Origin of the sequence: Streptomyces sp. NPDC059009, from assembly GCF_042740175.1 — a bacterium.
Taxonomy (GTDB): domain Bacteria; phylum Actinomycetota; class Actinomycetes; order Streptomycetales; family Streptomycetaceae; genus Streptomyces.
In genome coordinates this window covers 1-17,123 of the sequence record NZ_JBHYJB010000070.1, presented here as the reverse complement: position 1 = coordinate 17,123, position 17,123 = coordinate 1, and the positions used below count along the sequence as shown (strand labels likewise).

Below are 17,123 nucleotides of genomic sequence, written 5' to 3'. Positions count from 1 at the left end.
GTCGCCCGCTGCGCTGTCACGCGACCGTCACCGCGCTGTCAGGGGTGCCCACCGCCCGGGGGCGCCTACTTCCGGCAGAGGATCTCCCCGTGCAGCACGGCGAACCAGCCATCGGGCTGCCGTCCCCACTCCCGCCACGCCTCCGAGACCGCCGCCAGCCGACCGGCGTCGGCGTGGCCGCCCTCCGTGGCCCGTTCGGCATAGGCCGACGCCACCGTGCGGTCCGCCCACAGGCCGCTCCACCAGTCGCGCTCCTCGGGCGTGCTGTAGCACCAGGCGCTCGCGGTCGAGGTGATGGCGGACTCGGCGTAACCGGCTTGCAGGGCCCAGGACTTGAGGTGACGGCCGGCGTCGGGTTCGCCGCCGTTGGCGCGGGCGACGCGGCGGTACAGATCCAGCCAGTCGTCCATGGCGGGGGAGCCGGGGTGCCAGGTCATGGCCGCGTAGTCGGAGTCGCGCACGGCGACGATCCCGCCGGGGGCGCAGACCCGCCGCATCTCGCTCAGGGCGCGCACGGGGTCGCCCACGTGCTGGAGCACCTGGTGGGCGTGGACGACGCAGAAGGTGTCGTCCGGGTAGTCCAGCTCGTGGACGTCCGCGACGCCGAACCCGACGTTCTTCAGGCCCCGTTCGGCCGCCGTCGCGCGGGCCTGGTCCAGGATCCCCGGCGCGTGGTCGACGCCGGTGACGTGCCCGTCCGGGACCAGCTCGGCCAGGTCGGCGGTGATGGTGCCGGGCCCGCAGCCGATGTCCAGGACCTTCATGTGCGGCTTCAGCGAGTCGAGGAGATAGGCGGCCGAGTTGGCGGCGGTGCGCCAGGTGTGGGAGCGCAGCACGGACTCGTGGTGTCCGTGGGTGTAGGTGGCGGTCTCCTTCGGCATGGCCGAGCTCCTTCGCGTTCGCATTCGCTGAGGCGGTGACAGGAGAGACGGTACGCCGCCATGCCGAATAATGAGATACGTGTATCAATATATGGACGTCGTGTGTGCGGCCCCTCCATCCCCCTAGCCGGGGAGCGGCCGGTAGACGATGACCGCCTCGGGCACCTTCTCCACCGTCAACTCACCCTGGATCAGCGCCACTTCACCGTCGTACGCCATGGCCGTGCCCGGCGCGACGCCGTCCACCCGCAGGCGCCGCATCCGCACGGCCGCCTGCGCCGGGGAGTGCTTGAGGGGCCCGGCGAGCGCGGCCGCGAGCAGCCGGGTGCCGGGCCTGCGGCCGCCGTGCACCAGGCGGACGTCGAGCAGGCCGTCCGCGAGGTCGAAGCGGCGGCCCGGGGCGGGCCCGAGCCGGTGGTAGACGCAGTTGCCCACGAACAGCAGCCACAGGGCGCGCGTGCGCCCCCGGAACTCGGCGCGCATCGGCTTCCCGTCGCCGCGCAGCACCCGCGCGGCCGCGAGCACCCCCGCGGGCCAGCCGCCGACGCGGTGCGCCCAGCGGGCACGGCGCCGCACGAGGTCCGGATAGACGCCCAGGGAAAGGGTGTTGAGGAAGTGGCCCTGACGCGGCCCGTCCGCCGTCTCCGTGGTGAAGCGGCCGAGGTCGACGGCGACGGCGTCACCGCACTCCACCGCACGGCTCAGCTCGCGCGGACCCTCGACCCCGATGTCGTACGCGAAGTGGTTGTACGTACCGCCGGGCAGCACGGCGAGAGGCAGACCGTGCCGGACGGCGACCCCCACGGCCGCGTTGACCGACCCGTCGCCCCCGCACACGCCGAGCGCCCGCGCCCCCCGTTCGACGGCCTTCTCCAACTCCCGTTCCAGCTCGCCGGGTTCGCAGGTCGTGAAGGAGGCGAGAGGGAGCGCGTCGCGCAGGGCGCGCGAACGCTCTGCGGTGCGGGCCCCGTCGTTGACGACCACGGCGAGCCCCCGCCCGCCGGGCAGCGCGGGGGCGTCGGCACGCGGCCGGCCGGGCGGCGGCAGCTGGGACCGGGTCGGCACGAGCCCGCGTACGGCGAACGCGGCACCCGCCCCGAGCGCCGCCCCGGCGAGCACATCGCTCGGGAAGTGCACCCCGGTGTAGACGCGGGACAGCGCGACCCCGGCCGCGACCGGCGCGAGCGCCGCACCCCACGCCCCCGACTCCAGGGCCACCCCGGTGGCGAAGGCGGCGGCCGAGGCGGAGTGCCCCGAGGGGAACGACGTGGTCAGCGGCTGCCGCTTCAACTGCCGTATCAGCGGCACGGCGTCGAGCAGCGGCCGCGGCCTGCGCACCGAGCGCTTGCCGAGGGTGTTGATGGTGGCGGAGGCGAGTGCGAGCGAGGCGGTGCCCCGGGCGGCGGCACGCCGGGCCCGGGGCGTCCGGGTGGCCGCGATCCCGGCGGCGGCCGCGAACCAGAGGACCCCGTGGTTGGCGCTGTGGCTCAGCCGCGGGAGCAGCCGGTCCCCGCCGGGCCAGTGGCGGCTGGCGACGGCGTGGAAGAGGCGGCTGTCGAGGGCGAGCAGTCGGGAGCGGGTGCCTGGGTGCGCGTCGTGCGCGTCGGCTGTCATGGGGCTCGGGTACCCCACCCGTCCCTGATCGTGCCCGCTCCGCTCCCGGCGGCCGAAGGGGCCATGCGCTGCCGGCCACCGGCCGACGCCCTAGCCGACGTGCACCTGCACGGCATGGCTCATCCGGGCCGTCCCGTCGTGGTAGCCCGTCCCCGTCAGGGTGATGGTGTCCCCGGCGTCCTCGACGCGCACCGTCCCGTACTGGCGGCGGCCCGCCACCGAGCCGATGTCGTACTCGCTGCCCGTGTCCCAGGACCCGGAGTCCATGGACGCGAACATGAACATGGGGAAGCGGCCGTACGGGTTGTGGGGGCCCGAGCAGATCGACAGGGCGTGCATGTCGGCCGTCAGGAACAGCATGCGGTCCAGCCAGCCCGTGTCGCCGAACAGCTGGATCATCTCCTCGCGTTCGTGGCGGAACGAGTCCCAGGTGTCGGTGCCGCCCACCCAGCGGGACGGGGACTGCCAGACCAGGACCTCGGCGCCCGCCGCCCCGGCGCCGGTGAGGAGGGCCTCCAGCCACGCCTTCTGCTTGGGGCCGATCATCGTCTTGGACGGCTGGGCCGGTGCCGTGTTCGGGTCGCGGAAGGAGCGGACGTCCGCGGCGACGTAGAGGACGCGGCCCACCTGCCAGGAGTGGTGGATGCCCGCCCGGTCGGGCAGGGGGTACGAGGGGACGTACTCGCGGTAGACCTTCTGGGCCGCGGGCCTGCCCGGGTTGGTGCGGTCGGAGTTGTTCGGGCCGAAGTCGTGGTCGTCCCAGACGTAGGTGACCGCCTGGGTGCGCAGGAACCGGCCCTGCCGCGCCGCCGGGTTCACGCCCTTGTTGTAGTTGAGGTTGTCGTCGTACGCGGCCCGGTACAGCGCCGGGCTGTTCGTCCTGATGTTGCGGTAGTGCAGGTCCCCGAGGTGGGAGAACCAGCACCACTGCTCCGCCAGGGACTGCCGGACCATCGTCGGGAACACGAAGCCGTTGCTGACCGCGCGCGTGACCGTCGCCTCGTCGCCCTCGCCCGTGAGCCCGGCGTCGCCCGCCGCGCCGAAGATGTAGGAGAGCGGCTCGCCGGGCGGGCCGGGGTGCGTGCGGAAGGTCCCCTTGTACGAGGTGTTCGGCTCGCCGTCGTCGACGACGTACCAGTAGCGAGTCGCCGCCGTCAGGCCCGTGATCCGGAAGCGGAGGTGGCCCTGGGCGTCCGGGGCGACCGGGCCGTAGGTCGCCGCCCCGGTCATCGCCTCGTTCTCCGCCACCCGCAGCGAACCGGCCGTGGCCGGGGCCGTCGTGGCGAGGACCGTGACGCCGGTGTGGGTCAGTCCGCCCGCCCAGACGCTCTTCACCGACCGGGCCATGGGGCACCCCCCTGCTCGTACGCCGACGTGTACGCCGACGGCGACCCTTCGCGGTCCCGGCGGCGTCCCTTCGAGACTAGCGACGACCGGGGCCGGCGGACCCCGTCCGGAGCGGGCGGAGCGCGGCCGGTGGCCGGGCGCAGGCCGGGGACCGGGAAACGCGTTTGCCTCCGTCCCGCCCCGCCCCGGAGAATCCCGCTCATGGGATACCTGGAAGCCGCACACATCGAGTACTACCTCCCCGACGGGAGGGCCCTTCTCGGTGATGTCTCCTTCCGCGTCGGCGACGGCTCGGTCGTCGCCCTCGTCGGCGCCAACGGCGCGGGCAAGACCACGCTCCTGAGGCTCATCTCCGGCGAGCTCCAGCCGCACGGCGGCACCGTCACGGTCAGCGGCGGACTCGGCGTCATGCCGCAGTTCGTGGGCTCCGTGCGCGACGAGACGACTGTCCGCGACCTCCTCGTCTCCGTCGCCACGCCCCGCATCCGCGAGGCCGCCCGCGCCGTCGACGTCGCCGAGCACGCGATCATGACCGTCGACGACGAGGCCGCCCAGATCCAGTACGCCCAGGCCCTCTCCGACTGGGCGGAGGTGCAGGGGTACGAGGCCGAGACCCTCTGGGACATCTGCACCACGGCCGCGCTCGGCGTCCCGTACGACAAGGCGCAGTTCCGCGAGGTCCGCACCCTCTCCGGCGGCGAGCAGAAGCGGCTCGTGCTGGAGGCCCTGCTGCGCGGCACCGACGAGGTGCTGCTCCTGGACGAGCCGGACAACTACCTCGACGTACCGGGAAAGCGCTGGCTGGAGGAGCGGCTCAAGGAGACCCGCAAGACCGTCCTGTTCGTCTCGCACGACCGGGAGCTCCTCGCCCGCGCCGCCCAGAAGATCATCAGCGTCGAGCAGAGCCCCGGCGGCGCCGACGCCTGGGTGCACGGCGGCAGCTTCGCCACGTACCACGAGGCCCGCAAAGCCCGCTTCGCGCGCTTCGAGGAGCTGCGGCGCCGCTGGGACGAGAAGCACGAGCAGCTGAAGAAGCTGGTGCGCACGCTGCGCCAGGCCGCCGACGTGAGCCACGAAATGGCGTCCCGCTATCACGCCGCGCAGACCCGGCTGCGGAAGTTCGAGGAGGCCGGACCGCCCCCGGAGCCGCCGCGCGAGCAGGACATCACCATGCGCCTTCAAGGCGGCCGTACCGGCGTCCGGGCCGTGACCTGCGAAGGGCTCGAACTCACCGGCCTGATGAAGCCCTTCGACCTGGAGGTCTTCTACGGGGAGCGGGTCGCCGTCCTCGGGTCCAACGGCTCCGGCAAGTCCCACTTCCTGCGGCTCCTCGCGGGGGACTCCGAGCATCCCGTCGCGCACACGGGCGCGTGGAAGCTCGGCGCCCGCGTCGTGCCCGGCCACTTCGCGCAGACCCACGCCCACCCCGAGCTCTTCGGACGCCCGCTGCTCGACATCCTGTGGCGCGAGCACGCCCAGGACCGGGGCGCGGCGATGTCGCGGCTGCGCCGCTACGAGCTGACGGGGCAGGCCGAGCAGAACTTCGAGCGGCTCTCCGGCGGCCAGCAGGCCCGCTTCCAGATCCTGCTCCTGGAGCTCGCGGGCTGCACGGCCCTGCTGCTCGACGAGCCGACCGACAACCTCGACCTGGAGTCGGCCGAGGCGCTGCAGGAGGGCCTCGAGGCGTTCCAGGGCACGGTCCTCGCCGTCACGCACGACCGCTGGTTCGCCCGCGCCTTCGACCGCTACCTGGTCTTCGGCAGCGACGGCCAGGTCCGCGAGACGCCGGAGCCGGTCTGGGACGAGCGGCGCGTGGAGCGGGCCCGCTAGGGCTTCTCCGCCAGCCGGGCGCGCAGGAGGCAGAACACGTTGCCCTCGGGGTCGGCCAGGACGTGCCAGCTCTCGTCGCCGGTCTGGCCGACGTCGGCGGGTCTGGCGCCGAGGGCGAGCAGCCGCTCCAGCTCGGCGTCCTGGTCGCGGTCGGTGGGGTTGACGTCTATGTGCAGCGGGAGCTTCCCGGGGCGAGGGTCGTCGCTGTGGCTGAGGACCAGGGTGGGCTGCAGGCCGCCTGAGCCCCTGTCGGGCGGCCCGATCTCGATGCTTCCGTCGTCCTCCCGGCCGAGTTCGACGTAGCCGAGGACGTCGCTCCAGAACGCGGCGAGCCGCTCGGGGTCGGCGCAGTCGAGGATCAGTTCACTGATGCGGCATGCCATGGCGGGGAGTGTAGGGAAGGGGCGCCGCGCGCAGCGAGGGGGTTTCCTGATCCCGTCGTGCCGGCCGCACCGTCAGGAGCAGCGGGCGGTGCGCCGCCCGTGCCGCCGGGCCCCCGCCCCCGCACGCCTGGACGAGCGCGCAGCCGCCGCAGCCGGCCGGGGGACAGCCCCCGCTGACCTCCTCGCGGGTCAGCTCGCCCCGCCGCACCCAGAAGTCGATCATCGCCTCGGCCTCGTCGGGGTCGACGCCCACGCGGGCCGCGATGTCCGCGGGCCGGACGCTGCCCTGCGTGGCGCGCACCTCGGCCAGGACCTGCCGCAGCGGGCTCGGGGGCGGGCCGGACGCCGGGCTCACCACCACACGCTCCCCACCTGGAACACCGCCACCGCGAGCAGCCAGGCCACCGACAGCTGGATCCCGGCCGCGAGCAGGGTCATGCGCGGGCCCATCTCCTGCCACTGCGCGGCGATCGTCGCCATGCAGGGCGTGTACGCGAGCAGGAACACCATGAAGGCCAGGACCGCCGGGATCGGATGGCCCCCGGAGGAGCGGTCGAAGGTCGCGTGCAGCTCCGTGCCCAACGTGCCCGCGTGGTCAGGGGATTCGGGTTCGGCCGCGCTGTACGTCTGCGCCACCGTCGACACCACGGCCTCCTTCGCCACGAAGCCCGTGCCGAGGGCCGCCGCGGCGTGCCAGTCGTCGAAGCCCGCCGGGGCGAAGACGGGCGCCGCGGTGTGGGAGACGGCGCCGAACACGCTCTTCTCGATGGGCGGTTCGCCGAAGGCCGTCCCGGCCGCCGCGCCCAGCGGGATCGCCGAGAGCAGCCACACCGCCGTCACCGTCGCGACGATCACTCCGCTCGCGGTCCTCAGGAAGGCGAGGAGCTTCTGCCAGGTCTGCGCCGCGATCACGCGGGGCGCGGGCAGGCGGTACGGCGGCAGCTCCAACACCAGGGCCTCGCCGCGCAGTTCGCGGAAGAGGGAGTGGCGAAGGAGCATGCCCACGCCGATGACGAGGAGGACCGAGAGGACGTACATGGCGAACACGACCGTCCCGGCCCGGCTGCCGAAGAAGACGCTCGCGAGCAGGACGTAGACCGTGAGGCGCGCGCTGCACGTCACGTACGGGATGAGCATGCCGAGCAGCAGCCGCTGGCGCGGGTTGCCGAGGATGCGCAGGCCCGCGAGGGCGGGCACGTTGCAGCCGAAGCCCACGATGATCGGCAGGAAGGCGCGGCCCGGAAGGCCGAGGCGGCGCATCAGGCGGTCCACGATGAACGCGGCCCGCGCCATGTACCCGGAGTCCTCCAGGACCGCGAGCAGCACGAACATGATGAGCATCAGGGGCACGAAGGTGAGGAGCTGGCCGACGCCGTTGATGAGGCCGTCGACCAGGAACCCGCGCAGCCAGCCCGGCGCGTGCAGCGCGTCGAGACGGCCGTTCGCCGCGTCGCTCACCGGTCCGGACACGAAGTCGCCGAGCCCGTCCTGGAGCGGCTTGGCGAGGGCGGTCGTGGCGTTGAAGACCAGCCACATCACGCCGAGGAAGAAGGGGATGCCGCCCCAGCGCGAGGTCAGCACCCGGTCGACGCGGTCGGAGACCGTGAGCCGCCCGCCGTGCGTGCGGCTGCGGGTGGCGGCGAGCACGGCGTGCGCCCAGGCGTACCGGGCCTCGGCGAGCGCCAGTTCGGGATCGGACTCGTCCGGGGCGGGGCCGAGGCGGGGAGCGGGCGGCGTGCGCCCGGCCGCCAGCTCCTCCCGTACGGCGGTGCCGAGCGCGTCCAGGCCCCGGCGCCCGCGCGGCTGCACCGGCACCACCGGGACGCCCAACTCCCGTGCGAGCGCCGCCTCGTCGACCTCGATGCCGCGCCGCCGCGCCACGTCGGTCATGGTGAGCGCGACCACGCACGGCACGCCGGTCTGCAGGACCTCGGCGGTCAGATACAGGCTGCGCGCGAGGCCGGCGGCGTCGGCGGTGACGACGACGAGGTCCGGGCGCCCCGCGCCGTCCGCGCCGTCGTCGGTGAGCAGCTCGCGGGTCAGCTCCTCGTCGGGGGAGCGTGGTACGAGGCTGTAGGTGCCGGGCAGGTCCACGAGGGCGAGCTCGGCGCCGTCGGAGCGCCAGGTGCCGGTGGCCACGTGGACCGTCTTGCCGGGCCAGTTGCCGACGTGCTGGCGGGCGCCGGTGAGGGCGTTGAAGAGGGTGGACTTGCCGACGTTGGGGTTGCCCACGAGCGCCACGGTGGCCGCAGGGGCGCGCGGTGTCGCCGGGGGAGCGGGCGCGCAGCACGACGCGAGCGTACGGGTTCCGTTCAGGACGGCGGCGGGGGTCTCAGGCATGGCTCACGTGCAGGTCGTGCGCGGTGGCCGTGTCCAGCGCGATGCGCGCGTCGCCGAGCCCCACGAAGAGCCCGCCGGTCGCGCCGCGGCCGAGGACCCGCAGCTCGGCGCCCCGGATGAAGCCCAGCTCGGCGAGTCTGAGCCGCTCACCGGCGGGGACGGTCACATGCGTGAGTCGGACCCGGGCGCCGGGGGCGCAGCCGTGCAGGACCATGAAGACCTCCTTGGGAACTTAGGTCAGGCTAAGTCCCTGTTCGGGGGTCTATGGGCAAACATTGGTAAAAGCTGGCATTTCACGCGCTATCAGGGGCTTTTGGCCTGTGCGCAGGGACTTTCGGCGCGCCCCCTGCGAGCGCCGAGGGGGCGTGGGCGAGGGCGAGCTCCAAAGCCCTGTGGTCCCGGCGACAGCACAGGCGCACCATGGAACGTATGCCTGAGAACCCGATTCTGACCCGGCACGGCGAAGCGCTCGACCTGTTCACCGAGAGGGTGCACGCCATCGGCTCCGACCAGTGGGACGCGGCCACGCCGTGCGCCGACTGGGCCGTGCGCGACCTCGTCAACCACCTCACGGTCGAGCAGCTGTGGGTGCCCCCGCTGGTGCGCGACGGCGAGAGCCCCGCCGTCGTGGGCGACACCTTCGACGGCGACATGCTCGGCCCCGACCCCGTCACGTCCTGGGACACCGCGGCGGCCGGCGCCCGTGCGGCGTTCGGCGAACCGGACGCCCTGGAGCGCACCGTCGAGCTCTCGTACGGCGCCACTCAGGCCGCCTTCTACTGCGGCCAGATGGTCACCGACCTGGTGGTGCACGCCTGGGACCTGTCCCGGGCCATCGGCGCCGACGAGCGGCTGCCGGCGGCCCTCGTCGACTTCGCCGTACGGGAAGTCACGCCGTATGCGGCCGAGTTGGAGAAGAGCGGCCTGTTCGCCACGCCCGTGACGCCGCCGCCGGGCGCCGACGTGCAGACCAAACTCCTCTGCCTGCTGGGCCGCAACCCCTAGTCAGGGCAGCACGCCGTCGCACTGCCCGCCCTCGGGCGTCGCGCCGCTGATGTCGGCGAGCGCGGAGCCGGGGTCCCGGGCGAGGGCCAGGTCCCCGAGGCTCACCATGCCCACGGCCTCACCGTCCACGACGACGGGCAGCCGCCGCACCGCGTGGTCGCGCATCAGGGTCACGGCCGTCGCGACCGCGTCGTCCGGCCCGACCACCACGGGGTTCGGGCTGCACACCGCGTGCGCGCTGACCGTCAGCGGATCCGCGCCGTCGGCGACGGCGCGGAGAGTGATGTCCCGGTCGGTGAGCACTCCGATGACCTGCCCCTCTGCCGCCACCAGGACATCGCCGATGTCCTGCGCCCGCATCAGTTGCGCGGCCTCGACCAGCGAGGCGTCGGGGCGCACCGCCACGACGCCCGACGTCATGACGTCCCTCACGAATTCAGCCATGGCTTCGTGGGCCCTTCTCAACGTTGCCTCGATCCGTCAGTTTCTTCGCCGCTCCCGCGTACCCGCGTACGCCGCTGTGACACGGACCACCTGTGCCGGTTTGTGCCGCGGTGGCGGGGAGACCCGGACCCCAGCACCACCCCCCACAGTCAAGTATCTGGTGGTGAAGGGGTCATGGCGGTACTCGCTGTGTTGATTCCGTTCGTGATGCTGGGCGTTGTCCTGGCACTCGGCCGGTACGAGGAGTTGCTGCTGCCGCCCGCGAAGCACGCCGACGAGCCGGACGGCATCCGTCGCGCGCTGTGAGAGGCAGGGCCGGAAGGGGGTTCCCGGGCTCCGCCCGGGGACCCGCGGTGTTTGGCGACGGCTCGCGTGGGCAGTCGGAAAGACAGTGCTTCGGACCTACAGGCACGTCCGTGGGAGCGGCTGCGGCCCCACCCCGGGTGTGCCCCGTCATGTCGGCGCGCGCTCTCCCACGGTGACCCGCATGTCACGGCACCGACAAGGGAGTTGGGATCCAGTATGCGATCCGACGTATCCCCCGCGTCCTTCCGGAAGACCTCCGCACGCACCTGCTCGAAGTCCGTCTCCAAGCCGGGCCCGCGGCCCTCCGGAAACTCCGCGACGCACTCGGCCACGAAGCCCTCCGCGCCACCCGCGCACCCGTCCAGGAAGCCCTCCACGAGGCCCGCGCGATCCGCCTCGAAGCGTCACCCGCACGACGACGCCCCCGACACCGCGGCGGACTTCCGCCGCCTCGTCGGCCTGCCCGAGGGGCCGGAGCGCGACGAACTGCGCGACGAACTCGTCCGCGTCTGGCTGCCCATGGCCGACCGGCTGGCCGGCCGCTTCCGCGGCCGCGGCGAGTCCTTCGACGACCTGCGCCAGGTGGCGGCGCTCGGCCTGGTCAAGGCCGTCGACCGCTACGATCCCCGGCGCGGCTCCGCGTTCGAGAGCTTCGCCGTGCCCACCATCACCGGCGAGATCAAGCGCCACTTCCGCGACCACATGTGGACCCTGCACGTGCCGCGCCGCGTCCAGGACCTGCGCAACCGCGTGCGGTTCGCCCGCCACGACCTGGCCCACACCATCTCCGGGCGCGCCCCGACCCTCGCCGAGATCGCCGAGCAGGCGCAGATGAGCGAGGAGGACGCGGCGACCGGCCTGGAGGCGCTCGACTCCTTCACCGCGCTCTCCCTCGACGCCGAACTCCCCGGCAGCGAGGACGGATACGCGCTGCGCGACGCGCTCGGCGGACCGGACCCGGCGCTCGACGTCGTCGTGGACCGCGTCGCCGTCACCCCGCGCCTGCGCCAACTGCCCCAGCGCGAACGGGACATCCTCTTTCTGCGGTTCTTCCACGACATGACACAGAGCCGCATCGCCGAGCGGTTCGGCATCTCCCAGATGCACGTCTCCCGCCTGATCAGCCGCAGCTGCGAACAGCTGCGCGAGCAAGTCATGCGCGACGCCGCGTAGTTGACGCGGCGCAGCGGTTGACGCGGCGCAGCGGCTGACGTGGCGTGGTCGACGTCAGGTGATCCGGCGCAGCGCCAGCGCCACATGACGGGACATCATGTCGACGGCCTTCGCCTCGGCCATCGAGAACGCGAGGCGCGGCCCGCACCGGAAGAGCGTGAGCACACCCTCCACCGGTCCGTCGGGCCGCGCCGCCAGCGGCACGCACAGCAGGGACGTCACCTCCGCGCGTACGAGGACGTGCGCGCCGGAGGCGTCCCGGCCGAAGCCGTCCGGGTCCTCCGGGCGGATCTGCAGCGCGAGGCCCCCGCCGCGCGCCGCCTCCACCACGAGGGGGCACGCGGCGGGATCCTGCGCGCGCACATCCCGCACGAGCGCGTCGTCCCGCCCGAGGACGGCCACGCGGCGCGGCCGCCGGGCGCCCTCGTCGGCCACCACCCAGTCCGCGAACCGCTCGTACAGGGCCTTCGCCGCCCCCTCCAGGACCACCGCACGGTCGCCCGCGGGAGCCGTCAGGAGCGTCGCCGTCATGGTGTCCGCCAGGTCCGTCAGCGCCACGTGCCGGCTCGCCTCGTCGAGGTCCGGCACCGGGCCGCCGCCCTGCGCGGGCCCGGTCCTGCGTGCCGCCGGGACGTCCTGCTGCAGCACGGCCAGGACCGCCATGCGCGGCTCCTTGCCGGGACGCAGCCCCGCCAGGGTCACCCGCACCGGCGTGCGCGGCTGGATCTGCAGGCGCACCGTCAGGCTCCTGTCGCCCTCGCCGCGGGCCACCGCCGCCGCCTGGGAGCGGAACGCCACCCGGTCGGCGTGCACCAGGAGTCCGGTCAGCGGCCTGCCGGTGGCGTAGCCCGCGCGGACGCCGGTGAAGCCCGCGGCGGCGAAGTTCATGCGGCGTACCACGGTGTCGCGGTCCAGCAGGGCGACCGGGAGCGGCAGCCGCTGGAAGATCGCCCGCAGCAGCTGGTGCTCGTCCCGGTCCGTGTTGTTCGCCCCCGGGCCCCGGCCCGAGACGAGTTGCTCGTAACGCGGCCACAACTCCTCGGCCACGTGGTCCAGTTCGAAGAGCGCCGCGTCCAGCACGGTGTACAGATCCTCGGACGGAACGGAGCGCGCCGCCCTCAACTCGCCGACTCGGCGCATGAAGTCGCCGAGCTGCTCGCCGAACTCATCAGCTGGTGCCATGCGACGAACGTAGCCGCTCGCGCCTGTTTCCCCGACACCTCACCGGGAATCCGCAAAGAGAGGAGGTGGCAGAGCTCATGTCCACGAAGACGGAACCGGAACTGCTCGCACCAGAGGCCGTGCCGCCGGGACGTGGGATCATCGAACTCGCCGAGCAGGCGGTGCGCTGCACCACCGCGTGCTGCGGGGCGAGCGCAACCGTCACCGACGGCGTCGAGGAGCGCACCGCCGTCACCCATCCCGACCTGGCCGGGCTCGTCGCCGTCCAGCTGAGCTCCGGCAGCGGACCCATCCTGGCCGCGCGCGAGGGCGGCGCCCCCGTGGACGCGGAGGACCTGCTGCGTGAGACGCGCTGGCCCGAGTACCGCGCCCTGGCCCTCGACTCCGGCGTACGGGCGAGCGTCACCCTGCCCTTTCTGCGGGCCGGGCTCACCGTCACGCTCACCCTTTTCAGCTTCCGCCCCGGCGCCCTTGACGACGCGCTCGACGGCCCGGCCCGGGTCCTCGGCGACCTCGCCACGACCGGCCTGGTGCGCGACCGCCACTACCGCGCCGCGCTGACCGAGCTGGACCACCTGAGCACCGCGCTGCGCAACCGCCCCGTGGTCGACCAGGCGTGCGGCATCGTCATGCACGTCAGGGGCTGCGACGAGGACACGGCGTTCGCCGTCCTGCGCCGCATCTCCCAGACGACGAACCGCAAGCTCACGGACGTGGCCGGCGCGCTGGTGGCGTCCCGGGGCCGGGGGCTCGAACGGGAGCTGCAGTCGCTGGCGCGGGCGCCTGGGACAGGCTGAGCGCCTGCTTGCGGGGACGCGCCCGAGTGCCCCCGAGGTGATCCCACCCCCTCGGGGGCAGAGAAATCCCACCCCTCGGGGGCAGAGAATTGGAGCGAGCGGACGGTGGGCTGAGCCCATTCGGCGCACCTCGCCACAGGTCGCCGCGCGCACGGGGCGGCGCCGCGCTGTGATGGCCTCATGCGCACCTTCACCGCTGCCATCGCTGCCACCGCCCTCGCCCCACTGACCGGTCTCGCCCTCCTCGGCCTCGCCGCCGCCCCCGCGTACGCCGGTGATGCCGCCGCCGAGGTCAGCCCCCGCACCATCGCCCCGGGCGGCACCGTCACGATCTCCGTGTCGTGCCCCGCGGCCGGCTCCTCGCCGCCCCAGACCATCGAGGCCAACTCGCAGGCGTTCGAGCAGGGCGCGGCCCAGCTCCACCTGGTCGACAACGCCAACGACGACATCGCAGGGCCCGCCTACAACGGCACCGCCCGCATCGCACCCGCCGGGAACTTCGAGGGCGGCCCGAACGCCGTGGGCGCCACGTCCGACTGGGGCGTCGACGGCAACTGCCCCGGCGACGGCCAGTGGAACGCCTCCTTCACCGTGAGCCGCTCCACCCCCGTGCGCCACGGCGTGCACGCGGGGGAGGGCGGCAGCTTCACGGACTCCCGCACCGCTCTCCTCACCGGCGGCGTCCTGATCGCGGGCGTCATGGGCGCCGCCGCGCTCCGGCTGCGCCGGGGGGTGAATCAGGACAGTTGACGCCACTCGGACAGATGGAGTGGCGACCCCCTGGGTACGCAGAGCCCAGAGGCCCGCACCGGACGGCCCCCACCGGCCGTCCCCACCGCACGGAGGCACACATGCGAGGGACGCCCGAGGAGCCGGACCCAGCGGATCCCGCTCCCGCGGGGCCGTCGTCCGGGGGCGGCGGCGGGGGTGCTGTTCCTGTGGGGCGGGGTGGCGATGGAGCGGGTGCCGACGCTGCGGGTGCCGACCACGTGGGGCAGGGCCTCGGCGATGCGGATGCCGACCGCGTGGGGCCGGGTGCCGATGGGGCGGGCTCCGTCCCTGGAGGGCCTGGCTCCGAGAAGGCGAGCCCCGTCCCCGTGTGGCTGGGCGTCGACGGTGAGGTGGGCCCTGTCCGTGCGGAGTCGGGCGTCGACGGTGAGGTGGGCCCCGTCTCCGTATTCGTGCTCCCCAAAGGCACCGGCCCCGTCCGTTTCGGTCCGCCTGCGCCCGAGCCCGGGCTCCCCGTGCTGCCTGAGCTGACCGCCGCCGTCGCCGCCGCGGCGGGGCGGAGCCGGGCCGAACCCGTCGGTGGGGACCCGGCCCTCCTCGACGCCGCGTGCGGGTACTGGTCGCGGCGGGGGCTGCCGGTGGAGCGGGGCCAGGTCGCCGCCGCGCCCGGCGCGCCCGTCCTGCTGCTCGCGCTGACCGCCGCCCTCGGCGGGGGCGACGTCCTGCTGCCGCGCCCCTGCCCCGCGTGGTGGGCGCCGCAGGCCCGGTCGCTCGGCGCCTCCGTGTACCACGTGCCGACCCCGGCGGAGTGCGGCGGAGTCCCCGACCCGTACGCCCTGTTGGAGACCGTCCGCCGGGTCCGCGCCGAGGGCGGCGCCCCACGGGTGCTCGTGCTGTCCGTCGCCGACGACCCCACCGCCACCGTGGCGCCCCCGGAAGTCCTGCACGAGGCGGTCGAGGCCGCAGCGGGCGAGGGGCTCCACATCGTCAGCGACGAGACCTGGCGCGACACACTGCACCGCCCGCACGACACCGTCCTGATCGGCCCCGCCGAGATGGACCACGCCCGGGTGACCGTCCTCAGCGACCTCTCGGGTGCGTTCCTGCCACCGGCGCTCCCGGCCGCCGTCGCCCGCTTCCCCACCACCTCCGAAGGCGCCGCGCTGCGCGCCCGCACGCTCGATGTGCTCACCGCGCTCGGCGCCCGCCTCGCGGCCCCGGTCGCCGCCGCCGCGGCCTACGCACTGGGGGAGCCCGACGAGATCAGCGAGCGCCTCACCACGGCGACCCGGCTGCACGCGCGCGTGGCCGCCGCCGTCCGCGACGCGGTGCTCGCCGCCGGCGCCCTCGCCCGGCCGCCCCGCGCGGGCCGCCACCTCTACGTCGACCTGGAGCCGCTGCGGCCCGCGCTCGCGGAGCGCTCCGTCGGCGACGCGCAGGAGCTGGAGGACTACCTCGGCGAGCGGCTCGGCATGCCCGCACCGGGTGCCCACCGCTTCGGCGACGAGCTCGCCGCCCTGCGCGTACGGCTGTCCACGGCACCGCTCCTCGGCTCCACCCCTCAGGAGTGCATGAAGTCGCTCACCTCACCGGATCCCCTGGAATTGCCGCACGTCGAACGAGCGTTGAGCATTTTCAGGTCGACCTTCGACGATCTCCGCGCGGATGCACAGCGAATGGAGCCTCCTCGATGACGCAGCAGGCACAACAGGCGCAGCAGGCGCAACAGACCCAGCGCACCCAGCGCACCCAGGGCGCACAGCCGGGACAGCAGACACTGGAGCCACTGGAGCCGACGGACCCCGAACGAGCACACCGAACGGGCGCGGCTACAGGCACGGCTACAGGCACGGCCACAGAAACCGCCACAGGCGGAGCCGCCGACACCCGGCGCACCACCCTCCACGTCCTCCCCACCCCGGTCCCCGCCCGCGCCCCCGACACCGGCACGCGCCCCCGCCCCCGCCTGTGGCCCAAGTCCTTCGCCGACCGGCTCACCGCGCCGCTGCCCGGGATCCGGGCCCTCGCCAGGTTCGCGAGGGAGGGCGCGGTGCGCCCGCCCGCCGAGGCGCTCACGGACATCCCGCGGCTGCCCTTCGAACCCGGCCCGCTGCCCCGCGTCGATGCCGACACCGTGGCCGTCACCTGGGCGGGACACGCCAGTTGGGTCGTGCGCATCGGCGGCCTCACGGTCCTGACCGACCCGGTCTGGTCCCGCAAGATCCTCGGCACCCCCGCCCGCGTCACCCCCGTGGGCGTGGCCTGGTCCTCACTTCCCGCCATCGACGCGGTCGTCATCAGCCACAACCACTACGACCACCTGGACGCCCCCACCCTCCGAAGGCTCCCGCGCGACACCCCCGTCCTCGTCCCGGCGGGCCTCGCCCGCTGGTTCACCCGGCGCCGCTTCACCCGCGTCATCGAGCTGGACTGGTGGGAGGGCGCCGAACTCGGCGGCGTCCGCTTCGACTTCGTGCCCGCGCACCACTGGTCCAAGCGCAGCCTGACGGACACCTGCCGCACGCTGTGGGGCGGCTGGGTCCTCACCGACGCCCACGGCCGACGGATCTACTTCGCGGGCGACACCGGCTACGGCCACTGGTTCGGACGCATCGGCGCCCGCTATCCCGGCATCGACCTCGCCCTGCTCCCGATCGGCGCGTACGACCCGCGCTGGTGGCTGCGCGACGTCCACTGCGACCCGGAGGAGGCGGTCCAGGCCACCCTCGACCTCGGCGCCCACCGCATGGCCCCCATGCACTGGGGCACCTTCCTCCTCTCGGCCGAACCGGTCCTGGAACCGCTGACGCGGGTACGGGCGGCCTGGGAGAAGACGGGCCTGGCGCGGGAGGACTTGTGGGACCTGCCGGTGGGGGCGTCACGCGTCCTCACCAGGTCGCCATGTCGATAGGCCGCCCCTGCACAGGCAGAGGGCGACTCGTACTCAGGCCGGACTCAGGCCGGACTCAGTCGGACTCAGCCGGACTCAGACCCTCATCAGCATTCGATGATGTTGACGGCGAGGCCGCCGCGGGCGGTCTCCTTGTATTTGACGCTCATGTCGGCGCCGGTGTCCTTCATGGTCTTGATGA

General features: G+C 73.9%; 17 protein-coding genes. 8 read left to right on the top strand and 9 right to left on the bottom strand.

From position 1 onward, the window contains the following. Window positions 1-65: 65 nt before the first annotated feature. The 3 genes from ACFWYM_RS42730 to ACFWYM_RS42720 form a co-directional block, all read right to left on the bottom strand. Window positions 66-881, bottom strand: a complete 816-nt coding sequence (locus ACFWYM_RS42730; protein ID WP_384850507.1) for a class I SAM-dependent methyltransferase — start codon at window positions 879-881, stop codon at window positions 66-68. Between the two features lie 123 nt (window positions 882-1,004). Beyond that, on the bottom strand, window positions 1,005-2,495 hold the full coding sequence (locus tag ACFWYM_RS42725; RefSeq protein ID WP_384850504.1) for a bifunctional phosphatase PAP2/diacylglycerol kinase family protein: 1,491 nt from the start codon (window positions 2,493-2,495) through the stop codon (window positions 1,005-1,007). A 90-nt stretch (window positions 2,496-2,585) separates the two neighbouring features. Next, on the bottom strand, window positions 2,586-3,842 hold the full coding sequence (locus ACFWYM_RS42720) for an alkaline phosphatase D family protein (RefSeq protein ID WP_384850501.1): 1,257 nt from the start codon (window positions 3,840-3,842) through the stop codon (window positions 2,586-2,588). Window positions 3,843-4,043: 201 nt separating this feature from the next. Between ACFWYM_RS42720 and ACFWYM_RS42715 the strand changes: the two genes are divergently transcribed. Next, window positions 4,044-5,672 carry an ABC-F family ATP-binding cassette domain-containing protein gene (locus ACFWYM_RS42715; RefSeq protein ID WP_384850498.1) on the top strand — a complete coding sequence of 543 codons (1,629 nt, stop codon included), beginning with the start codon at window positions 4,044-4,046 and terminating at the stop codon, window positions 5,670-5,672. Here the strand turns inward: ACFWYM_RS42715 and ACFWYM_RS42710 are convergent. The 4 genes from ACFWYM_RS42710 to ACFWYM_RS42695 are packed head-to-tail and all read right to left on the bottom strand — an operon-like array spanning window position 5,669 to window position 8,609. Next, window positions 5,669-6,055 (bottom strand): VOC family protein, encoded by a 387-nt coding sequence (locus ACFWYM_RS42710; RefSeq protein ID WP_384850495.1) that lies wholly within the window; start codon window positions 6,053-6,055, stop codon window positions 5,669-5,671. The two genes, ACFWYM_RS42715 and ACFWYM_RS42710, sit on opposite strands and share 4 nt — an antisense overlap. After that, complete coding sequence (locus ACFWYM_RS42705) at window positions 6,036-6,410, bottom strand: FeoC-like transcriptional regulator (RefSeq protein WP_384850493.1); 375 nt, start codon at window positions 6,408-6,410, stop codon at window positions 6,036-6,038. Before ACFWYM_RS42705 ends, ACFWYM_RS42710 begins: the two co-directional genes overlap by 20 nt. Further along, complete coding sequence (gene feoB / locus ACFWYM_RS42700; RefSeq protein ID WP_384850490.1) at window positions 6,407-8,395, bottom strand: ferrous iron transport protein B; 1,989 nt, start codon at window positions 8,393-8,395, stop codon at window positions 6,407-6,409. The genes ACFWYM_RS42705 and feoB overlap by 4 nt, the downstream gene beginning before the upstream one ends. After that, window positions 8,388-8,609 (bottom strand): ferrous iron transport protein A, encoded by a 222-nt coding sequence (locus tag ACFWYM_RS42695; RefSeq protein ID WP_384850484.1) that lies wholly within the window; start codon window positions 8,607-8,609, stop codon window positions 8,388-8,390. The genes feoB and ACFWYM_RS42695 overlap by 8 nt, the downstream gene beginning before the upstream one ends. Window positions 8,610-8,824: 215 nt before the next feature. Here ACFWYM_RS42695 and ACFWYM_RS42690 point away from each other — a divergent pair, with 215 nt between their 5' ends. Beyond that, complete coding sequence (locus ACFWYM_RS42690; protein ID WP_384850481.1) at window positions 8,825-9,400, top strand: TIGR03086 family metal-binding protein; 576 nt, start codon at window positions 8,825-8,827, stop codon at window positions 9,398-9,400. Here the strand turns inward: ACFWYM_RS42690 and ACFWYM_RS42685 are convergent, their stop codons facing one another. Next, entirely contained in the window at window positions 9,401-9,844 is a 444-nt protein-coding gene (locus ACFWYM_RS42685) for a CBS domain-containing protein (RefSeq protein ID WP_384850478.1), read from the bottom strand. 174 nt (window positions 9,845-10,018) lie between these two features. Here ACFWYM_RS42685 and ACFWYM_RS42680 point away from each other — a divergent pair, with 174 nt between their 5' ends. After that, window positions 10,019-10,150: a hypothetical protein gene (locus tag ACFWYM_RS42680; protein WP_384850475.1), complete on the top strand. Its 132-nt coding sequence runs from the start codon at window positions 10,019-10,021 to the stop codon at window positions 10,148-10,150. A 216-nt stretch (window positions 10,151-10,366) separates the two neighbouring features. After that, entirely contained in the window at window positions 10,367-11,323 is a 957-nt protein-coding gene (locus ACFWYM_RS42675; protein WP_384850472.1) for an RNA polymerase sigma factor SigF, read from the top strand. Between the two features lie 54 nt (window positions 11,324-11,377). On the opposite strand, the gene ACFWYM_RS42670 is transcribed toward ACFWYM_RS42675, so the two are convergent. Further along, window positions 11,378-12,505 (bottom strand): PAS domain-containing protein, encoded by a 1,128-nt coding sequence (locus tag ACFWYM_RS42670; RefSeq protein WP_384850469.1) that lies wholly within the window; start codon window positions 12,503-12,505, stop codon window positions 11,378-11,380. A 77-nt stretch (window positions 12,506-12,582) separates the two neighbouring features. Here ACFWYM_RS42670 and ACFWYM_RS42665 point away from each other — a divergent pair, with 77 nt between their 5' ends. From ACFWYM_RS42665 to ACFWYM_RS42650, 4 genes are all read left to right on the top strand, one after another. Further along, entirely contained in the window at window positions 12,583-13,302 is a 720-nt protein-coding gene (locus tag ACFWYM_RS42665; protein WP_384850466.1) for an ANTAR domain-containing response regulator, read from the top strand. A 180-nt stretch (window positions 13,303-13,482) separates the two neighbouring features. Further along, window positions 13,483-14,052: a hypothetical protein gene (locus ACFWYM_RS42660; protein WP_384850463.1), complete on the top strand. Its 570-nt coding sequence runs from the start codon at window positions 13,483-13,485 to the stop codon at window positions 14,050-14,052. Between the two features lie 101 nt (window positions 14,053-14,153). Then, window positions 14,154-15,725: an aminotransferase class I/II-fold pyridoxal phosphate-dependent enzyme gene (locus ACFWYM_RS42655; protein ID WP_384850460.1), complete on the top strand. Its 1,572-nt coding sequence runs from the start codon at window positions 14,154-14,156 to the stop codon at window positions 15,723-15,725. Continuing rightward, on the top strand, window positions 15,722-16,942 hold the full coding sequence (locus ACFWYM_RS42650; RefSeq protein WP_384850457.1) for an MBL fold metallo-hydrolase: 1,221 nt from the start codon (window positions 15,722-15,724) through the stop codon (window positions 16,940-16,942). Before ACFWYM_RS42655 ends, ACFWYM_RS42650 begins: the two co-directional genes overlap by 4 nt. Window positions 16,943-17,123 lie beyond the last annotated feature (181 nt).